The sequence below is a fragment of the Acinetobacter sp. SFB genome, assembly GCF_001647545.1.
GTDB lineage: Bacteria > Pseudomonadota > Gammaproteobacteria > Pseudomonadales > Moraxellaceae > Acinetobacter.
The window spans coordinates 263,987-288,849 of sequence record NZ_LSZH01000012.1; the positions used below are offsets into that span (position 1 = coordinate 263,987).

The following is a 24,863-nucleotide window of genomic DNA, read 5'->3' on the forward strand; positions in this document are numbered from 1 at the left end:
TCCATCATGAATGATCTAAAGCATGAATCTAGTGTTCATGCTTTTTTTCGATTTAAACATTGCATAAAATAAGCCTCAATCACCTTCTCGAGACATGATATGTCCATGCAGTTAATTTGGTTTCGACAGGATTTACGAATTCAAGACCATGCCGCTCTTTGGCATGCTGCTCAAGCGGGACCCTGTATTGCCTTGGTTGTCATTTCACCTGAACAATGGGCTTTACACAATGATGCCGCTGTTAAAATAGATTTTTATTTAAGACAACTTCAAGTGCTTAAAACCCAGCTAAAAAACCTCAATATCCAATTAGTGATTCGGCATATTCCGTTTTGGAAAGATGTTCCTCAAGTTGTTTTACAGCTTACAGAACAACTCAAAGTCAATTGCATCCATGCCAATATTGAACTGGGTGTCAATGAGTTGAAGCGCGATGCACAGATCCAAAAGCTTCTAGATAAATATAATAAATCACTCGAGCTGTATCATGACCGCACTTTATTTCCTGTAGGCAGCATTCGCAATAAAAGCCAGCAACCTTATCAAGTTTTTAGCGCCTTCAAGAAAAATTGCTATGAACGATTCAGTGTGAGTTTACCGCAGTGTTATCCTCAAATTGAAGCACAGCCTGATCTTCAACTTGACTCTATCGACCAAGGGGCTGTTTGTACTTTTGCAGAGTTATATCCAAATCATCCTGCAATAGAACTTCAGGATTGTTGGCCGGTTAGTGCAGAATATGCCTTAACTTTATTGGATGATTTCATCAATAATAAAGTGATTCACTATGAGGAAGAGAGAGACTTTCCTCATCTGGACTCAACCAGCCAATTATCACCCTATTTAAATTCCGGGATGATTTCTATTCGTCAATGTATTCAGGCCTTATTTCGTCGACAGCATGGACACTTCCATATTGAACATTCAGGTCAGCAAACTTGGCTGGATGAATTATTATGGCGCGAGTTTTATCAACATATTCTATTCGATTTTCCGCAGGTCTCTAAACATCTGCCCTTTAAGGCGGATACACAAAAAATCCACTGGCGTGACCAAGCTGAAGATTTAGCTGCCTGGCAGCAAGGGCAAACCGGTATTCCTATTATAGATGCAGGAATGCGCCAATTATTGGCAACGGGCTGGATGCATAATCGGGTGCGCATGATCACGGCGATGTTCCTGACCAAAAACCTGCTGATTGACTGGCGGCTCGGGGAACAATGGTTTATGCAACATTTAATTGATGGTGATTTGGCAGCAAATAATGGCGGGTGGCAATGGTGTGCCTCTACAGGTACGGATTCAGTGCCCTATTTCCGTATATTTAATCCCATCAGCCAGTCGCAAAAGTTTGATGCAAATGGTGACTATATTCGTCAATGGGTTCCTGAACTGGCACATTTAGATGCCAAAACCATCCATGAGCCTTATGCCAAAAATTCCAATTTGGCTTTAAATTATCCTAAACCGATTGCAGACTTGAAAGAAACCCGAGTTCGGGCAATCGAGGCTTTTAAAAGTATTTAAATGAATATGTTTTAGGTTTTAAACTAAAAAGCTAGAATCAAAAATTTTTAATTCTTAATTTTTTCTAGTATTTACATCAGAAAACTATACGCAGTAAAAAAGCTTAATATTATTGTTAGGCTTTTTTATCTCTTTGTTTTAGCTGACTGCTATTAAAAATTATAATTCTTGTTACGAAATATGCTGTTCCTTATTATGTGATAATAAATTTATTTTAATAATATTACTAATATATAGATATCATAATGAAGGGATAATTAATAAAATTTATTATTAATCAATATCTTATGAAAAAAATTATCCGACATATTTTAAAACAAATATCTTTATTAATATGATAAAAATTTAAGTTTTATCCTTAATGAATTTATTTTAAAAATAATGTGATACATTTATCATTAATGAATTTTTATGTGTATTTAACACACTGCCAAGATAATAGTTAATATGTTATAAAAATATAAACATGTAAGAGTAGAAAGATATGTATAAAAAATTAATTTTAACTATTATATTTACTCTTAGCCCTTTATCTATTTTTGCCCAAACTGAAAGCAACCTTAACTTCACAGGTGAAATCTATGAAAATACCTGTGACTTAATGAGTCCTTTTGATGACGAAAAATGTGAAATTTTAAATAAAAATTCATCAATCAATGAGATGGTCATAAATAAAGAAATACAATTCTCACAAAATATTCAAACTTATATAAATAATTTCAGAGAAATACATACCACCTTTTATGCTGTAAATCTTAAATCAATAAAAAGCGTTCAAGCAACAAATTTAGAAATCATTTATAAATAAAATAATAACTATAATTTTCAAATAAATAATGATTTTTTATTGTTTTAGTCTGTAAATTCATCTTGAATTTGCACTCATCAGTCAATTTGTTTTTTTATATTTAATATCCAATTTTTTCTATTGTTTTTAACAGTTTATTTTTATCTTTATAAAATTTTATTGAATAATTTTTAAAGAATTACTCTGCAGTGTTAACTAAATGTATAAAAAGTGTTGGCAAAAAGTTTTTTTCTGATATTCTTTTAATTGAGACATATGTCACACTTTATACAATATTTGTGTTTGTGAGCGTATTTTTCAAATCAATATTAAGTTTAATAAAAACTTATTTTTTATCTAAGAGTTACGTAAAATGAAAACACAAATTGCTTTATTACTTGGTACACTTACTACTCTAACAATGACTTCTCACGCACTTGCTGCGGGACAGATTAATTTTACAGGCGAAATTGTAAACGCGGCTTGTGATGTTAAAATTAACAGTAGCACTACTAACGAAGTGGTTTTAGGTAAATGGCCGACATCTATGTTTAAAACAGCAGGTGATAAATCTACACCGCAGACGTTTACCATTAATGTAGATAATTGCGCAGCAGGAAGTTATCAAGTAAATTTTGCGGGTGCAACAGATGCTACAAATACGAAACTTTTAAAAACTTCAGCGGCGACTGGCGTAGGTATCGCTATTGCAAATGCAAGTAATACCTCAAATTTAGTAAATTTAAATACTCCTGCTTCTACTACTGATTCAAATGCCTCATTTATTACAACAGGTACGACTGGATCATTACCTTTACAAGCGTTCTATCAAGCTACTGGTGGTGCTGTTGTAGCAGGTAAAGCAGATGCAACTGTAAGCATTACTTTACAAGTAAAATAGTCAATAAAATTAAGGAATTAGCATGCGTTTGAACCCCTCTATTTTAGCTCTCGTTTTAGCTGGTATTTTTTTTGCTAATTCGAGTCAAGCTGCGGTTCAAGCCATGGCAAGTCGGGTTATTTATAATAGTGAAAATAAAGCCGCAACACTCTCACTTAAGAATAACTCGACTAAGCCTTATATCGTTCAAACTTGGCTAGAACCAGGTGAGGATAAGACGGCTCCAGTCAAAGTTCCTTTTATTGTTACTCCGCCTTTAATCAAGATTGAGTCGCAAAAAGAATCTGTTTTGCGCTTTATATATTCAGGTTCAGGTTTACCGACCGATCGCGAGAGCCAAGTGTGGATTAATATTCAAGAAATCCCACCTAAGCCTGAAAATGAAAATACCTTACAGCTTGCAGTACGTTCTAAAATCAAATTGTTTTATCGCCCTCAACAAATAGAGGCCGACCTACCTGCCGCGGTAAAAAAATTACAGTGGTATGTGGAAAATGAAACTTTAAAATTAAAAAATAACAGTCCTCTTTTTATCACGATTGGGGATTTAAAATTGGGAAATAATTCTGCCCCTATTCGAAACATGAATCAGGATATGGTTCCCCCCTATCAAACGATAGATGTATTAGCCAACGTCTCCAAAGACGTGAAAAGTATTCATTATACTTATATTAATGATTACGGCGGAAATACCGAAATGCCGGTAATTTATTTAAAATAAATGCTAAATCAATTACTTAGAAATAATTTTCAATATTTTAAAGTTGTTGTAATAAGCTCGAGTCTATTGGCATTCAATGCTTATGCTGACGACTCAGAATTTAATACCGCATTTTTAAAAGATGTCACAGATCAAGTGGTTTTTGAGGCTGTGACTAAAGGCTATTCCATATTGCCAGGCGAATATGAATTTACCGTTTATATTAATAATCAACGTATTGATAAAAGAATAATTAAATTTTATCAGCAAGGCCAAGCAGTCATACCCTGTATAGATGCACGCTTTATTGAAGACTATCAAATCATTTGGAATTCAGAAAAAAATGATACCAAAAGTGCAAGTGATGAATGCTATGACTTAACTTCTTTACCAGAGGCTAAGCTAAGTTTTGATGCAGGCTTACAGACGTTAAATGTTTCTGTTCCTCAAATCTTTTTACAGCAAAATATCCGAGGCTATATCCCTGCTAAGCTTTATGATCAGGGTATTAATGCATTGATCTTAAATTACAATGCGAACAGCAATATTTATAAGAATAAATCAGGTACAAATCATGTTAATAGCAGCTTATTTTTAAATAGCGGATTTAATTATGGTGCCTGGCGTTATCGTAACCAGAGCAGTTATTCTAAATATAGTGAGCAAGAGATACAGTGGGATAATGTCATCAATAAGCTTGAACGCGATATCCTTCCCTTAAAAGCGCGTTTAGAAATCGGTGATACCACGACCAGAAATGATGTGTTTGACAGTATCAATTTCCGTGGATTACAGTTTAGTAGTGATGATGCGCAATTACCCATTGGCTTACAAAATTATGCACCCATCATTCGAGGCACAGCATTGAGTAATGCACTGGTGGAAGTGCGGCAAAATAATTATCTTGTATACAGCATGAATGTGGCTGCGGGAAATTTTGAAATCAAGGATTTATATGCTGCCAATCAAAGTGGTGATTTAGAAATTCGTATTATTGAAAGTGATGGCAGTATACGTAAATTTACTCAGCCCTATTCTTCTGTACCTAATATGCTTCGCGCTGGCCAAAACAAGTATCAAATCACCGGTGGGCAATATAAAAGTGGCTCCAGTGATTATCAACCTTATTTTGGTCAGCTCAGTTATACCTTGGGCTTAAATAATTATCTTACCCCTTATACCGGGATACTGGTGGCTGAAGACTACTATGCGGTCGCAGGTGGTTTCGCTTGGTCATTGGGTCATTTAGGTGCATTTTCTACAGATATCAGCTATGCAAATAATACCCTCTCTGATGGTCGCCAAGAAGACGGTCTAGGACTGCGTCTTTTATATGCCAAGTCTTTGAATACCCAGGGCACCGATATCCGTTTTGCAGGCTATCATTACCCGTCAAAGGGTTATTATGGCTTTGCTGATGCCGTACAAGAAAAAGCCCAGTGGAAAAATGGTCGTTATGAATATACTTATCAAGATAACAATTTAGTCGATGATTCACCGGGTTTAGAAAATGAGCAAACTAATACCTATTATTCGAATACTTACTATAGTAAAAAAAATCAGTATCAGATTTCTTTAAGTCAACAGCTCGGTAAATGGGGACAAATGTACGCCAATTTATCCGATATCCAATATTGGCAAAAAGATTACAATCAACGCAATTGGCAAATTGGCTATAACAATAATTTTCAGCGCTTGTCATATGGCATGTATTACCAAAACAGTAAAAATTTATTTAATGGCTCTGATTATTCAGTAGGATTAAATTTTAGCTTGCCCATTGATCAGTATAAAAAAATCAAAAAATATAATCTAAGCTCAAATAATAGTTATCAATATTCGCCATCATCGGGAGCTATTACCCAAACCTCGCTTTCTGGCACTTTTTTAGAAGATAAAAATTTACAAATACAGGCACAACTGGGTCATTCGGAGACTTCTGCAAACAATTTTAATTTAAATGCAGCTTATCGAGGTACAAAAGCCAATAGCAATTTTGGTTATGGCTATACCCAGGATAACCAGCAATTTTATGCGGGCATCAATGGTGGGATCTTGGTGCATTCCAACGGTATTATTTTTGGGCAGCAACTCACGAGTTCCCCCATTTTAGTTGAAGCCAAAGGGGCCCAAAACATTCGTATTGAAAACCAAACCGGCTTGAAAATTGATAAAAATGGCTATGCTATTATTAGTAGCAGTAATGCATATGCCAGAAATCGGGTAGCCTTGAGAGCCGAAGACTTGGGGCAAAATATATCCATTGAGGATTTAATTAAAACAGATATTGTTCCGACCAAATATGCGATTGTAAAAGTTAAATTTAATGTTAAAAATGGACATAGTGTTTTAGTCAATTTAACCTTTAATGAAAAAGAACTTGCCACGGGAACAGATATTACTGAAATAAACGGATTAAGCCGTGTTGGTCTGGTTGGATTAAATGGGCAGGCTTATCTAACAAGTGTAGAATCAGGGCAAACCCTTATGGCCAAATGGGGCGATGCTGTAAATCAGCAGTGTCAGTTTATCCTGCCGCAGCTGAGCAATCGGACAATGGGCTATGATGAATTGACAATTTCATGTGAAGCTGGAGAGCTTAATAAATGAATATAAAACATCTTCGACTCATTCGAAATTTAGTCATATTTTCTATAAGTCTGGTAGCTGTTCAAAATACCTGGGCGCTACGTTGTTTATCTGGTCCGAAAGCATCCTCTTCCTTTGATATCGACAAAGCAAACAATACGACCAATACCACCACTGTAGGTGATATAACAGTGACCAGCTTTAATCAGGCTGCGAATAATTTGCTTTGGGAATCTCAAACTTATAGTTCAACTTTTACCTGTTATGATGATGCTCAATCCAATACTAATGAAGATGCATATTTATACATTGATAATATCGCACAACAATTGGCAAATGATTTTAATGATTCCAACCTGATTATTGGAATTCGATTTAATGGCAGAGAATATCCAATTAGCAAAAATATGGATAAAATTTATACCGGTAAGCAAGCGATTAGTTATCAACCGAATGCGGGTACAATTTTTTCAGTGGCTGCTGAAAACTGCCGATTTATTGAAAAATCACCATTATTTAGACGTTGTGCTGATCCGCAAACCCTTACTTTGAATTATTCTTTGTTTATTAAATCTCGTGGGACAGGTAAGAATTTTCCGGCATCATCAGCCAAAACTTATCAAGTATTTCAACTTGATGGTGAAGGTGGACGTAATGGTAAAGGTAATTTCCAAGAAAATATCAGTGGAATTCGAATCAATTATGTTGAATGTGTTCCCGTGCTGACCACGCAAACAGTAGATTTAGGCAAGTATTACTCTTATCAAGATGTGAATACCATTCTCCGAAAAGTACCGTTTAGTATTAATGTTACGACGAATGGTAAGGACTGCGCGCAATACCCATTTGTGGGTGCATTTAGTTCATCACTACAAGTTGATAATCAGACAGTGACTGCAAGTGAAACAAATATGAAAAATACCATGGGTATTCGTATTTTTGAACAAGGCAGCAGCCTACCTATTAACTTTAATCAAAATATCAATTTTGGTAAAAGTTCTGGTTCTCAAATTAGCAAGAATTTTGAAGCAGGCGTTTTGTTTTTAAAATCACCGACAACTACAGGCAAATTTAGTTCGGTCATTAATTATGAAGTTTATTTTAAATAATATAGAGTGACGTTTTTATTGAATGAAGTACTACAACTTAAAGAGTTGCCATTAGTTGTAATTTACTCATCTAAAATTAATAACGAGCGATGCTCTTAAAGCTTATGATTTAAACAATCGTTCTACGAAGCGTAAACTAGATCCATGGTTTTATCTTGCATAAGAGCTAAAAAATAAAGCCTTATAGTCTCTCCCAAAACTATAAGGCTTAGATCTGTAACTTACTCATTATAACTTACGTTCCCTCAAGGTTCGTAGTTACGTTTTTATAATTATTATGCAATTTCCATCTGTACAGGATGAAAGTTATTAAATCAATAATTACATATATTTAAGCTAAGTCATATCGTCAATCTCTTGTTTCCTTGTAAGCATTTACCTACAAAATAAAATGCTATCAATTTTATAGAACTGTTTATAATCTTGATAAGAACATTGATAGGAACCGAAAAGGGATCAAAACACCTATACTCTACTCAGGTTTATGCTTGAATCCTATTTTTTCGTACTCACTTGAACTAGATAAACTCAGCCACATGATAAATAACTTGAAATCACTCCTATAAACACAATGTAGACTTAAGTAAGTTGAATTGCCTTTCTGTGATCATTTCTATACTATTTTTATAACGATACCTTGCCAGCCTATCTATGTTCGGATCTCAGCTTTCATTAAGTGAATACTTATCTGCCATAAAAGAAGTTATCCGTATAGCTTTTGATGAGCCGGTGTGGATAAAAGCAGAGATTCGTAATCTCAGTATCAAAGGTGGGCATTACTATTTAGAGCTGGCGGAAAAAGAAAAAGATACCGATAAAGTCATTGCCAGCTGTAAAGCAACGATCTGGAAGTTTTCAGCAGCCAAAATGGTTAGAAAATTTGAACGTGAAAGCGGGATTAAGCTTGCAAAAGATTTAAATGTTCTTATAAAAGTAAAAGCCAATTTTAGCCCTCAGTATGGTTTTTCAGTCAATGTTGAAGATATTGACTCCAGTTATACCTTGGGTGACATTGCTCAACGCTACCAGCAAATATTAGAGCATCTTCGTTTAGAAGGCTTAGCCAATAAAAATAAATTACTCCCTCAGCCCTTTGATATTCAAAATGTTTTAGTCCTCGCGCCTGAAAATGCTGCAGGTCTGGGAGATTTCAAGAAAGATGCCGATGCTTTAGATCAGGCTGGGGTTTGTCACTTTGTCTATCACACGGCGACTTTTCAAGGAAATACAGCCGCTGGCAGTATGATTGAATCACTAGCGAATGGCTTAGCTCAGTGGGCAACAGATTTCAATTCCACTCCCGATCTGATTGTGATCATTCGGGGCGGTGGCGCTGTAAATGATTTAGCGTATTTGAATGACTACTCTTTAGCATCTTTGCTGTGTAGATGTTCAGTTCCCGTATGGGTAGGCATCGGTCATGAAAAAGACCGCACCATTCTGGATGAAGTTGCCAATCGTTCTTTTGATACCCCCAGTAAGGTGATTGGGGGAATTCGAAACCTGATTGTTGAACGTACCAATGGAGTACTTCAATCCCTACAGCGCATTAAACTTTTATCTCAGCACCAGATCGCGGTCTATCAGGGCCAAAATGATCAACACATCAAAGTGATTAAAACGCTTGCTCAAAATCAGGTTAATACCACTAAGCAAAGCCTTGAATTAATGAAAAGCAATAACCAATATTTTGCGCAACAACAACTTAAAATGGCATCAACCTGGGTTGAATCATTGCTACGTGAAATCTTATTACAAAATCCTAGCAATGTGATGGCCAAAGGTTACGCTATTGTCCGTAGCCAAGGAAAAGTCATTCGCTCTGTTCAGCAAATTTCAGGCGATAGCATTCAGGTAGAACTGCAGGATGGCATTATTAACGCCCATATAAAAAAGGTAATCAGCAATGGCCAAAAAAGAATTAAGCTTTAAACAAGGTTACGAGATTCTCAAGAAAAATGTTGAACTGCTTGAGTCTCAACAAGACCCCGATATTGATAATCTAATGAAGATTGTTGAAGAGTCCATGGCTGCATATAAAGCCTGTAAGTCACGTATAGATGCCGTGCAACAGGCTCTAAACGAGACCTTTAAAGATTGATTAATGCGCTAATTTTTAAATACTCATTAAGTACCTTTAAGCACTTCATGAGTATTATTCTATCTGGAAAAAAGATGCCAAAAAACTTTTAAATCCGTTGTAATTGTCTTTCTCTTCGTAACAGTCCAAGTAACTTTTTTCGCTGGACAATCTGATCATCAGTAAAGGGTAATTTGATTCTCAGCTCGGCAAACGTGAGCAAATGGTTCTCAATCAAATAACTGTCCTGTTCTGTAGTCCAGTGAGTTGTGGCTTCAAGTTGCTTTCGGGATCGTCTATTCATTGACGGAATTATAAAACCTCTATCTTCGACTAGATACTTTAAACAATGACTTCCCAAATAATAGAATTTTCTTCAGCTTCACAAAACCCCACCAGTTCATTACTGTCATCCATTTGGGGAATAAAATGATTATTATGCATATCATAATAACCGGCATGGTCTTGTGCCTTGGCTAAGGTGACTTCATCACCGAGCACTTTATTAATCGTTCTTTGTTCACCAGAATTTGGATTTTTAATTTTGATCATAGCTGTTTAACTCCCTATCTATGTTTCTATCATAAGGAATCTAGAGTAAATGTATAACTTACTTTGTAAGCTTCAATGTAAAGGTGTTGATTTTTAATATTTACACCTCGCCATTTTATTGAAAACCAGACTACTAGTGCTAAAATAAATTTTGGAATCAGGTCTTAAAATAAATTATATTTTAAATAGTTACCTGATATAAAAGCCTATATACCGTTAATTATTTTTATTATTCTTAATTTCTCAGTTTAAAAAAATATTTATAAGTTAAAACTATTTGATTGGACTGCTTGCTATTTCTAGCTGATGTAAAAAACTGGAAAACCCTTCTGGTGCACGAGCATTTAAACGGCTACTTGTTTTCACGCGCACTAAATTACTCCAGATGATTTTCAAATTCAGCTTCAGCATTCGCTGGATTAGATCAACATCTTCATGACAGCATAATGCTTCAAATCCACCCGTTTGGAGGTAGGCATTTGAACTAAAACTTAAATTTGCACCATGAATATGGGTATGATTCATGACATCCTGATAATGTGCCAAGTAGTTTTTTCGGGTAAGAATGGAAAAATTGCGCCAGCTATCAACTTCCACCACCCCACAAATTGCATCTGCAGGTTGATGATGGATTTGTTGTAAAAGCCATTGGGTATGCACCCAAGTATCAGCATCAGTGCATGCGATCCAAGTCGCACCTGAATGAATGAGGTGACGCACTCCTAAATCACGTGCTTTACCTACGCATCTAAAATTGCACTGTAAATAGTCTACGTCTGCCTTTTGGACAATTTCTAAAGATTGATCATTACAACTGTCTAATACAACCAGTACACGGACTTTCTGGCTCAAAGTTGGCAAAGCTTGTATTGCTAGGCGTATATGATATAAACACTTTTCCAAGTATTGTTCTTCATTACACGCTGGAATTACAATCCCAATCATATCAAGCCCTCTTTGAAAGCCAAAGTGGTTGTTTCTTTGCTCCATAGGTCAATTATACAATCGGGATCATTGACATTCAAATAATGCTGTAAATGAAACTGCTGTTTCAATAAGTGATGAACTGTCTCACCTGTCAATATAAATCCATCAATCGGATAACGCCAATGACAACATAAAACCATCCCTTGTGAAGTTAAACTATTTTCAACTTTTTCTATTAATTTGGATAACTCTTCTGGTTGAAGATAGTACATAATTTCACTGATGATAATCAGATCAAATGAGCCAGCAGGAAATTGGTCAGGAATGCGCTGCTGGATAACTTTTACATGAGATAAATGTTCAAGACGTGTTTTCGCCAACTGTATCGCTTTAGAATTAGCATCGAGACAGATTAATTGCTTAGCTCTTTGAGCCAAGTGCTGACTAAAAACACCGTTAGAACAGCCAATTTCCAATACCTTTGAATAGATAGGTTTTAAAAGCAAGGCCAAGCAAATTTGCCGTTTACGCTCTTCATACCAACGCTGTTCATACTCCCAAGGGTCATCACTTTTTTTATAAAGTTCATCAAAATAATCTGTTTGATCAAGCACAAATATAGACCTCGTAAGGCAATAAAATTCGTTGAATAGTCTGCTTGGATAAAATAGGCCCTTGTCCTGTAGTTGTATCGATTTCCAACTGACTTTTAAAACACAGGATTGCCTTATTTTTATCTTGTAATTGTTGCGGGGTAAGTTTCAGCTTTAAAGCCTTTTCCCATGGAATACGGCGATCATCCGGAGTGGCCCAATGCCATGCCCAAATCAGTACTTGATAACAGCTTAAGCAAGATTCATTGGTCAATTGTTGTACCACTCGTCCTGTGGCTTCATGATCAGGATGCCCATCTTTATCAAAGGTACATACCAGAATATCATCCGGACAGATCAATTCTTTTAAAGCTTGATAAAGCCTGTCTTGCTGAGCAGTAATTTCACCATCCCTCAAATTTAAAGCAATACGTTTAACTGTATGATTTAGCCCTAATACTTCAAGCGCATGATGAGTTTCAGCGGGCCGTATGGTATTTAATTGATCAGGTGTATAGAGCAGTGACTCTGGATGACTTTGAGTCCCGTTAGTGACGGCTACAAGTACAATGTCACGCTTAAGCTCGGCAAGTTGTTGTAATAATCCTGCACACCCTAGAATTTCGTCGTCTGGATGTGGTGCGATGATAAGGACACGCTTTCCTTCGGGGAAGCAGGTGACTAGATCTAACTGTTTTAAAGACTCCAGTCCAGTCCAGCCTCGCCATTCTTGATAATTTGTTCCTTCTCCATAAATAATGCGATCTCCCACCTCATGGTCTTTTATAACATCCATGTCGCACCTTCATCTTGCTGAAGTACAAGCTTTGCAATTTGTTCTAAATCAAATGCTGCATGACTCTGTCTTAAAAAGACCGGCAAGTCTGCTGCTAAAGCGGCAAAGGTTCTATTTTCACAGAACGGTCGCGCACCAAGTGCCTTACCCACTTGCTCTAAAATCATTTGTGCAGTCTGCTCAACTTTGGCACGCAATATCCGGATAATGAGTTCATGGCTTTGCGCAGGATCTTGATCAATCTGATGTGCGACATGATGAAAATATTGTTTCGTTGTAAAGAGTAAAGTACTAATTTCTCCCAGATACATCAGACGATAAGCATGCGGCTTCGTTTGGCATTCCTGATATAAAAAATTGGCCAGACGTGCTGCAGCCCCAAACCAGCAGGCTGCCACTCCGGCTGCGCCGTGCCAAAACCCGGGTCTTTCTAAATAGGCATTTGAATCACCCACTGCTTCAGCATATACCTGATTAAAAGTTATTGATGCTGTACGGGTATGCTGCATTCCAACGGCGTTCCAACCGCTATGTTCGATTTGAATATTTGGCTGGCTCATATCGACAATGATTAATTGTGAATGATTGTGCTCATCGCGGTAGGTGAGCAGACCATAATCAACTAGTCCTGCACCCGAACACCAGTTTTTCTGACCTGAACAGAGCGCTTGCTTAAAATGAATGGGAGGTGTACTTCCTTCCGCCGCCCATACAGCCCAAAGCCCAGTTTTGACCGGACTATAATTTAATTCATTTAAAATGCTCAGTGCATCAAGATGGGATTCAAACCATTTGGCTAAATTTAAATTAGTGGATCCAAGCTTTGCCAATATCTTCCATCTCGCTAATGTTTCTCCTTCTCCCGGATGAGGAATATCAGGTACATACATGACGAGTTTTTTAATGGTATGTTCTAAATTTTGATGAATATCAGTTTCATGCTGTTCAAATTCAAACAAAACTTTATTTAAACCCAAGGATATTTCTCCTTTTATTTTATTGCTCTACGCATTCATTCATACACCATGAATAGGAGTTTATAAGTGAATTTTATTTCTGCTGCATTTAAATCCATCTTAAAATGGTTAATTGTTTGAATTATAGTAATTTTGTATAGTAATGATAAAATAATATGAATTGCATAAGGCAAAATAGTAGCACCTTTTAGCATGACGCTACAGTTTAAGATAATTTACTTTTATATGATTCATTAAAGAATCTCAAGGCACCTTTTAGGGCGTCAAGTTAAGGCGTCAAGATCACTTTACGGCAGTCCTGTTCACGTTTATCAAAGATACGATAACCTTCAGCTGCTTCTGACAGATTCATGCGATGAGTGATAATGACTTCGGGCGATAAGTCGCCGTTCTCAATATACTCTAAAAGTTGAGGCAAAAATTTATGTACATGTGTTTGTCCCATTTTAAAAGTAAGACCTTTATCAAAGGCATCTCCAAAGAGGAATCCGTGAATGGGGCCTGCATACACACCCGGTACACTCACCACACCACCGCGACGCACCGCGGCTATACATTGCCGTAGCGCTGCCCCGCTTGAACCTTCGATTTTAAGATTGGTCAGCACAGTTTCAATCATGTTTCCCTTAGCTTCAAACCCAATCGCATCAATGACCGCATCTACACCGCGTTGACCCGCAGTATTACTGATAATAAATTCGGCCGCATCGACCTTGTCAAAATTTACCGGAATTGCCCCATAGGTGTTGCGAGCATACTCCAGGCGATAATGATTATGATCGACCATAAAGATCTGTTCAGCACCTAACATTTGTGCACATGCGGCGGATAGTAACCCCACAGGACCTGCTCCATAAATGGCTACACTGGAACCTTTACCAACATTTGCATTGGTCACCGCTTGCCACGCAGTGGGCAAAATATCGGTGAGGAATAATACTTTTTCATCGGACAATGAGCCTAGTACCTTAAAAGGCCCTACATTTCCCTTTGGCACCCGTACATACTCCGCCTGACCACCCGGTATACCTCCATATAAATGACTATATCCAAACAGTGCTGCACCTGGGGGAATCTGTTTCTTATTTAAAATGGCTCCTCGCCCGGTATTGGTCTTTTCGCATGCTGCAGTCAAATCATGTTCGCAGAAAAAACAGTGGCCACAGGCAATAACAAAAGGGATAATCACCCGATCGCCTTTTTTGACTTCGGTGACAGCCGGCCCTACTTCTTCAACAATTCCCATAAATTCATGTCCGAAGATATCCCCTTCTTCAGTTGCAGGAATTTTACCGCGATAAAGATGCAGGTCTGAACCGCAGATGGCCGTCGCAGTGACCCGCAAAATGACATCATCAGGTTCCTGAATCACTGGATCTGGAACAGACTCAACTCGAACATCTCGAGTGCCATGATAAGTAAGAGCACGCATAATGATTTCCTCTACTATTTTTCTATTTGAGTTTTAAATGCCAGATTTATGCTGAATAAATTTTTTAAAATTTTACGGCGGATATTTTGCTACTCAATGATGCTTCTTTAAACTTATGGCTAAAATGACAATTGTTCATGTCTAAAATTGTATAAAATATAACGTTTGAGTTATTTAATTGTGTGTTTGAGGTATCTATAAATGTTAAGTTTTAGAATTTATTCCTCTCGTTTATATAAAACTCTTTTCTAGCCCAAGATGGTTTTAACTGATTTTCCTCTACTTATAATTTATTGTCTAAGTCAAAAAAGAATACCCTATGGTCTTGTCCAAAATGATAAAGCTTAAAGCGTGGCTGCTCTTTTATGCTTTGCATTTAAATGTTGAGTAGAAAATAATGTTGATTAGAAAATAAGGGATGACAAGATTTATAGCAAACCGCATATAAAAGAAGCCCGGACAGGACATCAGGGCTTCTTTGGTTTGTAATCCACTTTTCGATAGACTTTAAAAAGATATTTTGCAAGGTATCTATAAAGTTGGTTTTTATTCATATCCTATATTGTGGCTAAATGAGTCAAAAAAAGTCATAGATATTATAGTCATTTAGTGTATTAAATAAGCTCAAGGTTTTTAACATTCGTAGCTTAAAAAAAATAATATAATTTTGCGGTTATCGTTGCAGCAAGGAGAAAACCGATGCCAAATATGATGCGGCCGATACACTTTACGCTACTGTTCACTCTGACCCCTTTAATAGTGATGATCATCGGTTGCTCTGCTACGCAACCTCAAAACTCCACTCTTACAGCGCTTCCCCCTCCTAACCGGATTGCTTATCCCCGCATTGATCCTGGTCTAAGTGAAAAACTGTATCCTGATGAAGAGGCAATAGCCGAAAAAATCTCGGAGGTGATTGAAAAATCCATCCGTGAACAATATTCCACGGGCACTGCCCTTCGTGATGCACATCCGAAAGCTCATGGATGTGTGCGAGCAGAGTTTCATGTGGGGGAAACACTTCCTCATTCCCTTGCGCAGGGAATTTTTATTCCCGGTAAAACCTATCAGGCATGGATTCGTTTCTCGAATGGTTCCCGTGATGCAACGAAGGCAGACATTAAAAGAGATGCAAGAGGCATGGCAATCAAGATTTTAGGTGTACCCGGGGAAAAACTTTTAAAGGATGAGGCCACTACACAAGACTTCATTATGATCAATCATCCAGTATTCTTCGCTAATGATCCTGAACGCTATATGGCATTGATGCAGGATATAAATAGCGACAATTTTTTTAGAAAGTTGCATATTCCTTTCGCACTTGGTGCTAAAGGAACTCTGAATGCCTTAAAACTCAATACCAGAATTTCAAATCCCCTGCAAACCCGATATTGGTCCATGGTTCCTTACCAGTTAGGACTAGGTAATGATCGTCAGGCGGTAAAATATTCTGCTAGAGCTTGTTCCACAGTAACGGACCCTATGCCAGAAAAACTGAGTCATGATTTTCTGCGAAATGCCCTACGAAATAGTCTGCAAAAGGGCGATGCCTGTATGGAATTTCTGGTGCAACCTCGAACATCAGATCTGTTGCCCATCGAAGATTCAATGACCGAATGGAAAGAAACGCAAGCACCCTTTTATCAGGTCGCGACTATTCGTATTCCTAAACAGATTTTTGATACACCTGAACAGAATAAATTTTGTGAAAATCTTTCTTTCACCCCATGGCACTCTTTACCTGAACATAAACCACTCGGAGCAGTAAACCGACTGCGTAAAGTGATTTATGACCGGATCAGTCGAGTCAGACATGAGATGAATTCCGTCAACAGAAACGCATTCCCAAGCCATGATTCATCGAAGCCCATTAACTCAGTTAAGTGATAATTATCAGGATAATATAGCGAAATTTCAGGTTTGAGCAATGGATTATGCTCACCCTATTTAAATCTAAATAGCCGTACAATTTAATAAGATATGCTTCTTGCTGTTGAGCATTTAGATGAATGGATAGAAAGGATCTATTAATCAAATTTGACCATAAAAAACCTCCCACAGGAGGCTGGTTGTTATTCTATTATTTCTATAATTAAGATGAATCTCTGACCTAAAGCAAGACGCATATTAGGCATCACCGAATGTCTAGGCATTTTGTCATAGGGATGTTTAGCTGAACACAAATAATTTCCCTCTCGATCACGATAAAAATAATTTAAAATACCCATGCTGGTATCTTCCTCAGCATCGAGTTCTATCATTTCACCTGTATTTCGATCTCTAGCAATAATTTTCATTCTAATGCCTTATATTATGGATGAGGCTCTACAACTTATCATGACGGATAAATACACTTTTATCTGGGAACTTAACCCATACTGATCTTTACATAAGAAAAGAAAAAACTGCCCATAACACGTATGTGACGATGTTTTATGGGCCGTAGTAGATTAGGCTATCAGGGGTGAAACTCATATTTTGTCTAGGTTTTTTCCACATTTTCGGCACACTTTGATTGTCTTGCCCTTGTCATTCTGTTCATACTCATATGCGTGCCAACAACACAACTCTCTTAAAAATTGCATTAAATTAATACTCCACGGTAATCACAAATGTATTCTCGCCCTCTAAATGAGTTTGAAAATTAAAAGCGTGTTTTCGGCAGTATTCTTCCAATTCTAAAATTGCACCCTTTTCGATAGAATCCAAAGGTTCTTTTAACCGAACGGGATTTTGCTCTCGTTTAGCAATAGCATTGTGAAGTTGAGTAAATAACTCTTCAAATGTTAGTAGCGAAGTTAATTCAGTCATTTTGGTCACCATTGATTACCAAAAGTACAATTACAACCTAAATATAAAGTCATAAAGGCTTCAACAATAAATCACAAACATTTGTTTTATATTATTAATTATCTATGTACTATTTACTCCATCCACTTCCAGTAAACAATTTTATCAAAGTATTCATAGGCCTGAAGACAAAATAATTTAGGTGGAAATTAGCGCATTTAATTTTTTTAAAAAATAGAATTTTAATTCCAATAAAATATGCTTAATCGGGTGAATTATTCGAATTTAGCTAATTGATTTATTTTTCTTTATCTACGAATAATTAAGATCTCCTAATATTTCATTAATAAATTTTTAAAAAATTATTTTCAATAATTTGTTTTAATTGAATTTTTATTTTACAAATTTAGCCAGTGTGATGGTAATAAAAAAGCCCACCTGTGTTAGGCAAGCTTCTCTTGTTATTTGAATTGATTAAAGGGAATAGTGTTAAAACAAATTAAATACTTATCGGTGTAATTGTTTATACACCCATGCCAAAAAATCATTTTTATGCCGTATAGGAGGCGCTAAATTAATATTGATTATTTGTCGGCTGCCAAATTTACCAATAATTTTAGAAGGTGAATCAAGCCTTATTTCCGATTTTTGATCCTGCTGTATTTCTGAAAAAAACTCTAATAATAGATCTAATTCTCCCTTGGTTTTAAAGTTTGGTTTCTCAGCCATAAAGTTATAAACTTGCTGTAACATCTGAAAATTAGTAGCACTTTTCATTTTTCATTACTCCAGCAAACCTATTAATTAAATAATATACACCCGAAGAATTTCAAAAATATTCACTGCATTTGTTAGCGGATTGTTCACATTTAGTTATAAAAAAAAGCCCATCTTTCGATGAGCTTTTAAGTTGTTAGTTTTACGTCAATAACTTTACTTTAATAAAAAATTAACCACAGCTTGCCTGGGTAATTTTCTTAGTAACTGGATCGATGGTCACTGTAATTCGATTTGCACGGTAATCCATCGTTACTGGCTGTCCAGGCGCTATTCTACGAATAATTTCAGATTGAGTTTTTTGTTTAATCTGACCATCAGTTAAACCTGTTTTTCCTACCAAAACTTTCGCCTCATCTGCTAAGCATTCTTTTGAACTGTTTCGGAAATATTTCCACTCTTCAATAACCTGATTATTTGGCAAATGGCAATAAGCTACCTGACCGTTGGTCTCATTTTTGATTTCTAATTTTCCACCTTGGTTAATACAATACTCACTCGCAGGATTGGCTGTACCTAACTTTGGTGCAAGAGTACCTGTGTTGTGTACAGTTGAACAGGCTGCAAGTGAGGAAATCATAAAGCCTAGTAACGCTATTTTTTTCATGATTTTGAATTCTTAGTAAAATTCAAAGATATCAAAAATAGGAATAGTATCAATGTTGTTATTTGAGGCAACACCCTCTACTTCAAGCTTAGCTGTAGAAACTATAAGAATTTTAATCGGTTGCTCCTAATTTTAATCATATGGTCTAATTGTGATGCTGTGTGATAACTTTAATTTACCTTTTAAATAAAGTTAATAATGGGCTAAAAGTATTAAAATCGAGAATGAAACTGTAGATCAAAAGTAAAAAGCGTACAGTAAAAAAATGAGCCTATAAAAGCTCATTTTTCTTCTTTATAGCTTTTATTATGCCTTTTGTGGGTCATATTGACGGTCTTTGATAAAGATCCCGGATACCGCACCACATAGGAAATAAGCACCACCCATAATCAAGAAACCGAGGCCAATTGATCCGCCACTTGCAGCAGCACCGATAATCGCAGGTGCGAACATAGCGCCAATACGTCCAGCATTATATGCACCACCGACCGCAGTACCGCGAATAGACGTCGCAAAACTTTCAGTCATATAAGTAGCATTGATGGCATAAGGAATACCATAAAGGAAACCGAAGAAAATCAGTAAATAGGCAATATTATCCGGCGTATTAAATAACACAATGATGGGTAAAAAGATCGCCGTTCCAATCGCGCCAAACGCAAATACAAAGCGTCGTCCTAGGCGGTCTGCGGCAAAACCCGCCAAAATTTTACCGAAAATCATGGCGACATAAGTGCCTATCATATAACTAGCCATAGATTTAAAGTTCATATGTAATTCAGATTCTAAATAAGCTGGCATCCAGTTGTTTACGCCATAGTAGCCAAACTGTAAAAAACCTGCCGTAAAAATCCATAGAATGAACATTCTGCGATTTTGAGGGTCTGCAAAAATTTCTTTTGCCGTACTCTTTTTAACTTCCTGCTTTTGAGTCGTTTGTGTCGATGCATATAAACGTTCTAGCCTTGCACGCTGCCACGATTCTGGTTCTGGCACCAGTTTCTGGATAAAAATAGCCATAACAGATGGAATAATCGCGATAAAAAACAGCATACGCCAGCCGTAGTCTGGAATAATCCATCCAGCAAGCAAGGTTGCTACAATATAACCCACGGTCCATCCAGCTTGTAATGTTCCCAATACCGTGGTTCTGTATTCTGTTGGGACATACTCCGCCATCAATGTATTGGCTGCAATATAAAGAGAACCAATACCGAATGCCGACAGAAAGCGTAATATCGCGAATTGTTCAAAATTTTGGGTAAAGCCCAGTGCTGCGGTTAAAATTGAAAAAATAAGAATAGAAATGACCACGGTACGAACACGACCTAAGCGATCACAGGCCCATCCTCCAATAAAACCACCGATAGCCATACCACCAAGGGTAAAACTTCCAAGCGTTCCTGCTTGCAAATTGGTCAAACCAAATTCAGCTTTCAGACTGTTTAAACTAAAAGACAGCAACAGCATGTCTGCGCCATCGACCAATAAGGCTAAAAAAGCAAATACAAAAGCAATTTGCTGTGTCCTTTTGGTGGTGGGCTTAATTTTTTCTAACGCTCTCATTAAATCCGTCATGGGTTAATATCCTTGTTGTTCCCTATCCCGTGTTTATTGTCCAGTTTTCATATGACTCAACCATTATCTGGATGAATGCTTTTTTACTATGTATATCTAACTATCCAGAGTTCAGATTTTTAATTCACAGCTCCTATTTTTCTAATGATTCTTTAGCGATGGTCTTGATTCCACCTTGTTTTGAATAATTACTCTAAAGCTTATTTAGGGTAATCAAGATATCGTGAATATTCAACAAAATTCGATAAATAATTTTGTTATACGAAATAAACTACCGTAAAGTTGATTATTAAGTCGTTTTAATATAGTTTTTATATGATTAATGAAAATTAAATAACATTGAATAAGATAAGACAGGGAGCGTAACAATGGGTGCTTTAACAGGCTTTCGCGTATTGGACTTAAGCCGTATTTTAGCCGGCCCTTGGTGCAGTCAAATTTTGGCTGATTTAGGTGCAGAAGTGATTAAAATTGAAAAACCGGATCATGGCGATGACACGCGCATCTGGGGACCACCTTGGCTAAAAAATGATAAGCAGGAAGATACGCATGAGTCAGCTTATTATCTCTCTACAAATCGCGGCAAACACTCTGTTGCGGTCGATTTATCTACACCTGAAGGCCAAAGCATTATCAAGAAACTTGCCGAACAAAGCGATGTAGTCATTGAGAACTATAAAGCCGGGTCTTTAAAAAGATATGGTCTGGATTATGAAAGTCTGAGTCAGTTGAATCCACGATTAGTATATTGTTCGATTACCGGTTTTGGACAACATGGGCCACGCGCGCATGAACCGGGTTATGATTTTATTGTGCAAGGTATGGGTGGCATGATGAGCGTCACGGGTGAACGTGATGACCTGCCAGGCGGTGGCCCGCAAAAAGCCGGTTTGGCCTTTGCCGACCTGACCACCGGTTTATATTCTACGATTGCCATCCAAGCTGCCTTACTGTCTCGGGAAAAAACTGGTGAAGGTCAGCATATTGATATGGCGCTGCTAGACACCCAGGTCGCCTCTTTATCTGTTTTAGCCATGAATTATCTCACTTCAGGCAAAGTACCGGGTCGCTTTGGTAATGCACATGCCAATATTGTGCCTTATCAGGTGTTTAAGGCGCAGGAAGGTGAGTTTATTATTGCCTGTGGCAATGACTTGCAATTTAAAGCTTTATGTCAGGCAATTGGCTTGCCAGATGTATCCAAAGATCCTCGCTTTCAGAAAAATTCAGGACGGGTTATGCACCGCGAGGAATTGACGAAGATTCTACAGGATCATTTTTACACTCAGCCGGCAAAAACCTGGGTAGATCTGATTCATGCGGTTAAAGTACCGGTGGGTATGATTAATGATTTAAAACAGACTTTGGAAGAAGAACAGGTACTTGCCCGTGACATGGTGATTCAAATGCCGCATGCTTTACGGGAAGATTACACCTCTATTGGTTCACCGATAAAGTTATCCAAAACACCTGTGGAGTATAAGAAAGCACCACCATGTTTAGGTGAAGATACCGATGCTATTTTAAGCCAGTTTTTAAGCCCGGATGAAATTGAGAAATTTAAAAACAAAAAAGTGATTCAGCAACGCTAAAAATTTTCATAAAAAATAAAAAGGAATCATAAGATTCCTTTTTATTTGGCTTATATTGCGGAAGCCTGCATGTGTTTGCGATCTAATACATCAAAAAACACGGTCATTAAGCTAAAAGCTAAACCTACGATACAGCAACCGGTCCATCCCCAATGATACCAAGCGTATAATCCGGCCATGGAACCAACAGCAGCCCCCATAAAATAGATAAACATATAAATAGAATGTTGTCTTGAACGCGTTTCATCGGCTGAACGTAAAATCAAACTCTGATTTAGCACATGGAGCATCGAAAGTGCCGAATAGCCGCAGAGCAAGCCAAAAACATATGCCATGAGTGAATGTTGTGCGAAATATAGCATTAACCATTGAACGATAAGCAGAGCACAGCCTAGTACTGCCACAAGTTTTTCTTTGGCCTGATCAATTTGCTTACCTGCCCATTTTGTTGCGAATACTCCAGCAGCTCCGACAAATCCAAAAAAGCCAATATAAAGTTCCGAGAATGCATAAGGTGGATTAGCCAACACAAAAGCCATGGTACTTAAGGCAAGAATCATGGATGCAAACGCCGTGGCACCTACACAACTCCGACGGATGAGTTGTGGCGAATGCATGGCTATACTGAACATCGATTTATAAATCTGCATGAGTTTTAGATTCTTATTCGATGCTGCAGGAACAGGTAATTTAAAATACATCACTACAGCTAATAATATAATGAGTAATCCACTGCTGAGATAAACGAGGTGCCAATCTGCGATGGTGGTAATAATTCCTGCATAAGAACGTGCCAGTAAAATCCCTAAAAATAGTCCACTCATCAGTGTGCCAATAATTTCCGACATTTTTTCTGATTCAACAATGCTGGAAATGAAAGGAATTAAAACTTGAGAGGCAATTGAGAAAGTAGTGGCAATAAAGGTAAAAAAATACAGACTCCACAATTGTTGCGAAAATGAAATACAAATTTGGGCCAATCCACAGATCACCATTAAACTAATAATGATTTTACGTTTGGAATATTTATCTCCCAAAGGAATCAGGACAATTAGTCCCAGTGCATAGGCAAACTGACTGATAACAATCGTTACTGCCGACTGTTCAACCGTTACTCCAAGGGATTTGGCCATGGCATAAATCAGCGGCTGGTTATAATAATTAGAACCGGCACAAACCCCACAAGTAATCGCCATAATTAAAATAAAGCTGCGGCTAAATAAAGATTGACTCATGAGATCTGTGCTTTCCGTCCGATGTTTCAAATTAACAGTTAGAATTTATATTGTGCAGACAGATTTATCCTTGAAATGTCTGCCGTTTTCCCTTCAAAACTTTTACGCTCCCCCAGATGATATTCCACGCCCAAATCGACATAAGGACGTGGGGTATAAATCAGATTAATAGCATGATCGGTTAGTTGTTTGTTATTGGTGATATTTGCTTTTGCATAAGCACTATCATCTTCAAATTTCATCAGGGAGGTCGCAATATTGCCACGCCATTGATCATTGAATTTATGCGAGTAGCCTAGCGTCAAACTGTCAAACTCATTCTGCAAGAGTGAGTTATTGTCCAGATCGACAGAATAATCCCCTCCCATTGCTGCACCATCACTACTCGAGCCTTGTGTGGTGTAAGACACAAATTTCTGATCACCTTTGACATGGTAATAATTGGCTTGAACAGACTGTTTTGGGGTGATTTTATAGCGTGCACCTAACCCCACGCCCCAGCTTAATTTATCAATATCACGATTATCCACTTCAGCGCGCTTTTCATTGATAAACCCTTGGCCCATCAATAATACGGCTTGGTTCTTGTAAATATATTTTGCAGTTAATGCAGGTAGTTCAGAGGTGCGATCGCTTGCATATTCCAAAGCTAACTGTAATTTATTTGCTGCATTAAAATTGAAATCGCGACGTACTTGCGGCAAGCGTGCAGTGGAAACCCCTAAAAACTGAGTGTAGTCGATACTTTCGGTCATGGTTTCCATATTTGACATCAATGACCAGGTTTGACCAAATAACCAGTCATCAAAATTTACATAGGCATGACGGATTCTAAGTTTGCCATCGCCTTTACCATTATCAACCCAGAAATCGGCTTCCAATTTGGCTTTAACATCATCACGACCTGCCAGATTTTTAATATCAAAGCCAATACGCGATGCTGCAATGGTGAAGTCAGAGCGCTTACCTTGATCTGCATCAAACGGTACTTTATTAATTTGATTTGAAGTTCGGCCACGCGCAGCCGTGGTATCTTTAAAGTCTATGGCACCATCTAGACGCAAAATCCCATAAACATTCACATTGTCTGTCCAACTGCCGCTATTTTTTTGCGCTGCAGATTTAAGCTCCGTATTGAATTGTTCTTGCTGCTGAACCAATTGAATATTGGTATTTTTCTGGGCAGATACTTCCTGTTTTAAACGCTGTAATTCCGCTTCCAACAAATTAATACGCTGCTCTGTTGTCGAAGTTTCGGCAAAAGAAGTCCCTGTCACCGCAGCGCAAGCTGCGGCTAAAATTAATTTTTTCATT

23 protein-coding genes are annotated in these 24,863 nt (G+C 37.4%); 10 read left to right on the forward strand and 13 right to left on the reverse strand.

The features are described 5' to 3' along the window. Positions 1 to 105 precede the first annotated feature (105 nt). The 8 genes from AY606_RS08565 (at position 106) to xseB (ending at position 9,714) form a co-directional block, all read left to right on the forward strand. Positions 106 to 1,527 carry a cryptochrome/photolyase family protein gene (locus AY606_RS08565; protein ID WP_067867101.1) on the forward strand — a complete coding sequence of 474 codons (1,422 nt, stop codon included), beginning with the start codon at positions 106 to 108 and terminating at the stop codon, positions 1,525 to 1,527. A 484-nt stretch (positions 1,528 to 2,011) separates the two neighbouring features. Further along, a complete protein-coding gene (locus AY606_RS08570) occupies positions 2,012 to 2,335 on the forward strand; it encodes a hypothetical protein (RefSeq protein ID WP_067867103.1) in 324 nt (107 codons plus the stop codon). Positions 2,336 to 2,687: 352 nt separating this feature from the next. Next, entirely contained in the window at positions 2,688 to 3,215 is a 528-nt protein-coding gene (locus tag AY606_RS08575; protein WP_067867105.1) for a fimbrial protein, read from the forward strand. Positions 3,216 to 3,237: 22 nt separating this feature from the next. After that, on the forward strand, positions 3,238 to 3,936 hold the full coding sequence (locus AY606_RS08580; RefSeq protein ID WP_067867107.1) for a fimbrial biogenesis chaperone: 699 nt from the start codon (positions 3,238 to 3,240) through the stop codon (positions 3,934 to 3,936). Between the two features lie 66 nt (positions 3,937 to 4,002). Further along, on the forward strand, positions 4,003 to 6,525 hold the full coding sequence (locus AY606_RS08585; RefSeq protein ID WP_249409235.1) for a fimbria/pilus outer membrane usher protein: 2,523 nt from the start codon (positions 4,003 to 4,005) through the stop codon (positions 6,523 to 6,525). Next, positions 6,522 to 7,613 (forward strand): fimbrial protein, encoded by a 1,092-nt coding sequence (locus AY606_RS08590; protein ID WP_067867111.1) that lies wholly within the window; start codon positions 6,522 to 6,524, stop codon positions 7,611 to 7,613. The genes AY606_RS08585 and AY606_RS08590 overlap by 4 nt, the downstream gene beginning before the upstream one ends. 651 nt (positions 7,614 to 8,264) lie before the next feature. Further along, positions 8,265 to 9,545 (forward strand): exodeoxyribonuclease VII large subunit, encoded by a 1,281-nt coding sequence (xseA, locus tag AY606_RS08595; protein WP_067867112.1) that lies wholly within the window; start codon positions 8,265 to 8,267, stop codon positions 9,543 to 9,545. Further along, the gene (xseB, locus tag AY606_RS08600) at positions 9,520 to 9,714 is read left to right on the forward strand and encodes an exodeoxyribonuclease VII small subunit (protein WP_067867114.1); all 195 of its coding nucleotides are present in this window, start codon (positions 9,520 to 9,522) and stop codon (positions 9,712 to 9,714) included. Before xseA ends, xseB begins: the two co-directional genes overlap by 26 nt. A gap of 321 nt (positions 9,715 to 10,035) precedes the next feature. Here xseB and AY606_RS08605 read toward each other — a convergent pair whose 3' ends face one another. The 6 genes from AY606_RS08605 to AY606_RS08630 all read right to left on the reverse strand — a co-directional run bounded on the left by AY606_RS08605 (position 10,036) and on the right by AY606_RS08630 (position 14,970). After that, positions 10,036 to 10,245, reverse strand: a complete 210-nt coding sequence (locus tag AY606_RS08605; RefSeq protein ID WP_067867116.1) for a hypothetical protein — start codon at positions 10,243 to 10,245, stop codon at positions 10,036 to 10,038. Positions 10,246 to 10,518: 273 nt separating this feature from the next. Then, on the reverse strand, positions 10,519 to 11,190 hold the full coding sequence (locus tag AY606_RS08610) for a glycosyltransferase family 2 protein (RefSeq protein ID WP_067867118.1): 672 nt from the start codon (positions 11,188 to 11,190) through the stop codon (positions 10,519 to 10,521). Continuing rightward, on the reverse strand, positions 11,187 to 11,786 hold the full coding sequence (locus AY606_RS08615; RefSeq protein ID WP_067867120.1) for a class I SAM-dependent DNA methyltransferase: 600 nt from the start codon (positions 11,784 to 11,786) through the stop codon (positions 11,187 to 11,189). Before AY606_RS08615 ends, AY606_RS08610 begins: the two co-directional genes overlap by 4 nt. Further along, complete coding sequence (locus AY606_RS08620; protein WP_067867121.1) at positions 11,779 to 12,561, reverse strand: PIG-L deacetylase family protein; 783 nt, start codon at positions 12,559 to 12,561, stop codon at positions 11,779 to 11,781. The genes AY606_RS08615 and AY606_RS08620 overlap by 8 nt, the downstream gene beginning before the upstream one ends. Then, the gene (locus tag AY606_RS08625; RefSeq protein WP_067867123.1) at positions 12,549 to 13,538 is read right to left on the reverse strand and encodes an acyl-CoA dehydrogenase family protein; all 990 of its coding nucleotides are present in this window, start codon (positions 13,536 to 13,538) and stop codon (positions 12,549 to 12,551) included. The genes AY606_RS08620 and AY606_RS08625 overlap by 13 nt, the downstream gene beginning before the upstream one ends. A gap of 268 nt (positions 13,539 to 13,806) precedes the next feature. Next, complete coding sequence (locus AY606_RS08630) at positions 13,807 to 14,970, reverse strand: zinc-dependent alcohol dehydrogenase (RefSeq protein WP_067867125.1); 1,164 nt, start codon at positions 14,968 to 14,970, stop codon at positions 13,807 to 13,809. Positions 14,971 to 15,669: 699 nt separating this feature from the next. On the opposite strand from AY606_RS08630, the gene AY606_RS08635 reads away from it, so the two are divergent. Further along, entirely contained in the window at positions 15,670 to 16,857 is a 1,188-nt protein-coding gene (locus tag AY606_RS08635) for a catalase family protein (RefSeq protein ID WP_067867127.1), read from the forward strand. Positions 16,858 to 17,042: 185 nt separating this feature from the next. Here the strand turns inward: AY606_RS08635 and AY606_RS08640 are convergent, their stop codons facing one another. From AY606_RS08640 to AY606_RS08660, 5 genes are all read right to left on the reverse strand, one after another. Beyond that, the gene (locus tag AY606_RS08640; protein ID WP_067867129.1) at positions 17,043 to 17,267 is read right to left on the reverse strand and encodes a hypothetical protein; all 225 of its coding nucleotides are present in this window, start codon (positions 17,265 to 17,267) and stop codon (positions 17,043 to 17,045) included. A 292-nt stretch (positions 17,268 to 17,559) separates the two neighbouring features. After that, positions 17,560 to 17,781, reverse strand: coding sequence for a hypothetical protein (locus AY606_RS08645; RefSeq protein WP_067867131.1), 222 nt, complete (start codon positions 17,779 to 17,781; stop codon positions 17,560 to 17,562). A 486-nt stretch (positions 17,782 to 18,267) separates the two neighbouring features. After that, a complete protein-coding gene (locus AY606_RS08650; RefSeq protein WP_067867133.1) occupies positions 18,268 to 18,537 on the reverse strand; it encodes a hypothetical protein in 270 nt (89 codons plus the stop codon). 172 nt (positions 18,538 to 18,709) lie between these two features. Continuing rightward, the gene (locus tag AY606_RS08655) at positions 18,710 to 19,144 is read right to left on the reverse strand and encodes an I78 family peptidase inhibitor (protein ID WP_067867135.1); all 435 of its coding nucleotides are present in this window, start codon (positions 19,142 to 19,144) and stop codon (positions 18,710 to 18,712) included. 306 nt (positions 19,145 to 19,450) lie between these two features. Next, positions 19,451 to 20,722 carry an MFS transporter gene (locus AY606_RS08660; RefSeq protein WP_067867136.1) on the reverse strand — a complete coding sequence of 424 codons (1,272 nt, stop codon included), beginning with the start codon at positions 20,720 to 20,722 and terminating at the stop codon, positions 19,451 to 19,453. A 368-nt stretch (positions 20,723 to 21,090) separates the two neighbouring features. Between AY606_RS08660 and AY606_RS08665 the strand changes: the two genes are divergently transcribed. Next, on the forward strand, positions 21,091 to 22,314 hold the full coding sequence (locus AY606_RS08665) for a CaiB/BaiF CoA transferase family protein (RefSeq protein ID WP_067867138.1): 1,224 nt from the start codon (positions 21,091 to 21,093) through the stop codon (positions 22,312 to 22,314). A 50-nt stretch (positions 22,315 to 22,364) separates the two neighbouring features. Here the strand turns inward: AY606_RS08665 and AY606_RS08670 are convergent, their stop codons facing one another. Together AY606_RS08670 and AY606_RS08675 are read right to left on the reverse strand one after the other, a co-directional pair. Continuing rightward, positions 22,365 to 23,549 (reverse strand): MFS transporter, encoded by a 1,185-nt coding sequence (locus tag AY606_RS08670; RefSeq protein ID WP_067867139.1) that lies wholly within the window; start codon positions 23,547 to 23,549, stop codon positions 22,365 to 22,367. Positions 23,550 to 23,587: 38 nt separating this feature from the next. Beyond that, positions 23,588 to 24,862, reverse strand: a complete 1,275-nt coding sequence (locus AY606_RS08675) for a DcaP family trimeric outer membrane transporter (protein WP_067867141.1) — start codon at positions 24,860 to 24,862, stop codon at positions 23,588 to 23,590. Position 24,863 lies beyond the last annotated feature (1 nt).